The following is a 3,212-nucleotide window of genomic DNA, read 5'->3' as shown; positions in this document are numbered from 1 at the left end:
ATACAAGTATTTTCTTCGTACGCTAATAGTTTCTTAGGTAACTACTCAATAATTAAGGCAGCAAACACATTTCAGTTGATCGATAAAGGAATGTTACGCGAGGTTCCAACAGCCCTTTCAATCCGATCTGCTTCGGCACGCAGGGCAAAAATTCTTTTTAGGGTCATAGGTAAGCGTGATATAATCTACAACAATGATGACTTAGGCGGAGTTTTAGGAGAATTGCAGGACTTCACCCAACTCGCAAATTTTATGTTCGACCTAATTTTAGGAAGCTTTCAAATACTTAAACCAGGGGATTATATTGCTACGCCAATTGCTATTTACTACGAATAAAGCGAAAAGCTGTCTCTATTTCCTCTTTATGTTTTTGAAACTCATTTCTTTTTTGATTCATCATTTGATGAGTCTCGATGATATGTTTGGCGTTCCTAACACGCATAGTTTCATATTCTTCATTGAGTGTTTTTGATGATTTGATTGCCTCGTTAAAGATTTTATTAATTATTCTTTTTTTGAACATTTTGCTCACCACCTTACTTTTATAATATGCCTAATACAAGAAAACAGCAAACCTTTTTTTCGGTTAGAAAATATGGTTTCGTCAGTTATCCTTCGTTGATCCCTTTTTAGGGATCTTTTTTTCCTTGTCTTCTCGAACGCATGTTCCTATAATAAAAGTGAGGTGATTCCCATGAACTTCTCGTCCTACCAGTTCACCCCACTGGAACAATATATTTGTGAATTGTACGAGCATTTGGCGATCAAGAAGCCTCATCAGCTCGACATGATCGACATTGCTGCGAAACTGAACGTCTGGCTTCATTTCGCCGATATCCGAAGCACAGCGATCGAACGGAACGGAGTGTACAGCATCATCGTCGACCGCCGCCTCAGTCGTCAGCAACAATGGCAAGAGTTTGGCCATGAGCTTGGGCATGTATTGCGCCATGCGGGAAATCAAATGCTACTTCCCCCTTCCCTCGTACAGCTACAAGAAGCCCAGGCGACGAATTTTGCGCTGCACTTTTGTGTGCCGACGTTTATGCTGCTTGAGCTTGAGCTTCCGCACACAGAAAAGGAAATCATCTATGTACTGAGCGAAACGTTTGGTGTGGAGCCGCTGTTCGCTAAACGGCGCTGGGATCGCTTTAAGGAGCAATGGGAAAGCTACCGGTTTTATGAGGCGCTTTTCGGATATATGCAAGTCGCTGAACCGGTTGCCGCCGCTGTCGGCCGTGATGCCGAGAATAATCTCCGCTTACTTCGTGAGTATGCTGCGTCACATGTTGGATCTCTATTTATTGACGGAGATTTAACGGATGAAGAACAGCAAGAAATCATTCGTTATTTACAGCAGATGGACCAAAGGAACAACTAAAAATCATGAATTATACCGCCACAGAATGGATGAATCACATAAAATCATAACGGCTAGTCCGCATATTTGCCTCTTTTTTTGCATACATGGTGATAGCGAGTTCTATTCCAGGTCAGAGGTGGTTTTATGTATAGACCAAGAAACTTGGACGTGTTCATCTATCTTCGCAAAAGCCGGAAGGATATCGAGGAAGAGAAAAAGGCCGCTGAATCCGGCGCGTCATACGATACATTGCAACGGCATCGGGATAACTTGCTGGCCGTGGCGCGTAAAGAAGGTCATAATATCCTCGGCATCTTCGAGGAGATTGTGTCCGGCGAGTCCATCGCTGAGCGCTCCGAGATTCAGAAGCTTTTGCGCGAACTAGAAACAGGGGTCGCTGACGCGGTGCTTGTCATGGACATTGACCGCCTTGGCCGGGGAGATATGCTCGATCAGGGGATTTTAGACCGCGCTTTCCGCTATTCGGGAACGAAAATTATCACCCCGACGGAAATATATGACCCGGAAAGCGAGACGTGGGAGCTCGTCTTCGGTGTGAAATCCATCGTGTCACGCGAAGAGCTCAAAGTCATTACGAAGCGCCTCCAAGGTGGCCGGCGCGACTCGGCTGCGAAAGGACGCTCCATTTCAAAAAAGCCGCCGTACGGCTATCTTCGCGACGAAAATCTCAAGCTATACCCCGATCCGGAAACGTCATGGGTCGTGGTGAAAATCTTTGAGATGATGCGCGACGGACACGGCCGCCAGGCGATCGCCGCTGAACTGGATCGGCTCGGAGTGAAGCCGCCTGACGAAAAGCGCGCTTTCTGGTCTCCTTCGACGATCAGCGCCATTATCAAAAATGAGGTGTATCTCGGGCATATCATCTGGGGCAAGGTGAAATACATTAAGCAAAACGGCAAGTATAAACGCAAGAAAATGCCAAGAGAGCGCTGGTATATCAAAGAGAACGCCCATGAACCCCTTGTGTCTAAGGAGCTCTGGGAAGCCGCCAACAAGGCATATCGGAGCCGCTGGCGCCCTTCTACGGTGGAAAGCAAACCGTTAGCCAACCCGCTGGCTGGATTGCTGAAATGCGAAGTCTGTGGCTATACGATGTGGTATCAGCCGCGTAAAGACCGCCCTCATCCGCTTGTGCGTTGCCAAAATCCGAAATGCAAAGGTGTGCAAAAGGGAGCGCTCCTGCCGCTCGTTGAGGAGAAAATCTTGCAATCTCTCGCCGAGTTCGTCGATCAGTTTGAAGTGCAGGAGGAAGCTCTTGCCCGAAAAGAACAGCGTTCGGTCATCCCACTAAAACAAAAAGCTATTGAGAAAAAAGAAAAAGAGCTCCGAGAGCTCCACAAACAAAAGGACACGCTGCACGACTTGCTAGAGCGAGGCGTCTATACGATCGAGACGTTCCTTGAGCGCCAGCAAACGATCGCCAGCCGGATCAAGAAAACCCAAGAGGAAATCGATCAACTGCGGGAGGAAATCGCCAAGGAGCAGATGAAAGAAAAGAACATCAACGAATACATCCCGACAGTCAAGAAGGTGCTCGACGCCTATCGCCTCACCGACGATGTAGAAAAGAAAAATCGCCTTCTCAAATCGGTGCTTGAGAAAGCGACATACCTGAGAAAACCGGAGTGGACGAAAAAGGACCAGTTTACGATTCAGCTTTACCCTAGGATTTAGAGGCAACGGCCTCCTTTTTTTCTGCGGAGAAGAAATATTTCAGGGCCTCGAACACATCGGATTTTTGTTTCAAGATATAGTATTTGAATTTCTCATGTTTCATGCTGCCGTATGCACGCATAAGTGTAGAGGGTGAACGGTTGTACTGATT

At 46.8% G+C, this 3,212-nt stretch carries 4 protein-coding genes and 1 pseudogene; 3 read left to right on the top strand and 2 right to left on the bottom strand.

All coding sequences use genetic code 11. The annotated features are described in order from the left end of the window. On the top strand, nucleotides 1-336 hold a 336-nt coding region (locus BRO54_RS20285; protein WP_204378357.1), incomplete at its 5' end, for a hypothetical protein. Here the strand turns inward: BRO54_RS20285 and BRO54_RS18490 are convergent. Next, nucleotides 320-523, bottom strand: a complete 204-nt coding sequence (locus BRO54_RS18490; RefSeq protein WP_074044830.1) for a hypothetical protein — start codon at nucleotides 521-523, stop codon at nucleotides 320-322. The two genes, BRO54_RS20285 and BRO54_RS18490, sit on opposite strands and share 17 nt — an antisense overlap. Nucleotides 524-694: 171 nt before the next feature. Between BRO54_RS18490 and BRO54_RS18485 the strand changes: the two genes are divergently transcribed. After that, complete coding sequence (locus BRO54_RS18485) at nucleotides 695-1,381, top strand: ImmA/IrrE family metallo-endopeptidase (RefSeq protein ID WP_074044829.1); 687 nt, start codon at nucleotides 695-697, stop codon at nucleotides 1,379-1,381. 126 nt (nucleotides 1,382-1,507) lie between these two features. Further along, entirely contained in the window at nucleotides 1,508-3,061 is a 1,554-nt protein-coding gene (locus BRO54_RS18480; RefSeq protein WP_074044828.1) for a recombinase family protein, read from the top strand. Here BRO54_RS18480 and BRO54_RS20700 read toward each other — a convergent pair. Next, a pseudogene (locus tag BRO54_RS20700) lies at nucleotides 3,051-3,212 on the bottom strand (sporulation protein YhbH); the annotation flags it as partial. The gene BRO54_RS18480 and the pseudogene BRO54_RS20700 overlap by 11 nt on opposite strands.

Origin of the sequence: Geobacillus proteiniphilus (genome assembly GCF_001908025.1) — a bacterium.
In the GTDB taxonomy this organism is placed as follows: domain Bacteria; phylum Bacillota; class Bacilli; order Bacillales; family Anoxybacillaceae; genus Geobacillus; species Geobacillus proteiniphilus.
Note: the sequence above shows the minus strand (reverse complement) of the source record. Positions and strands in the feature narration are given on the sequence as shown.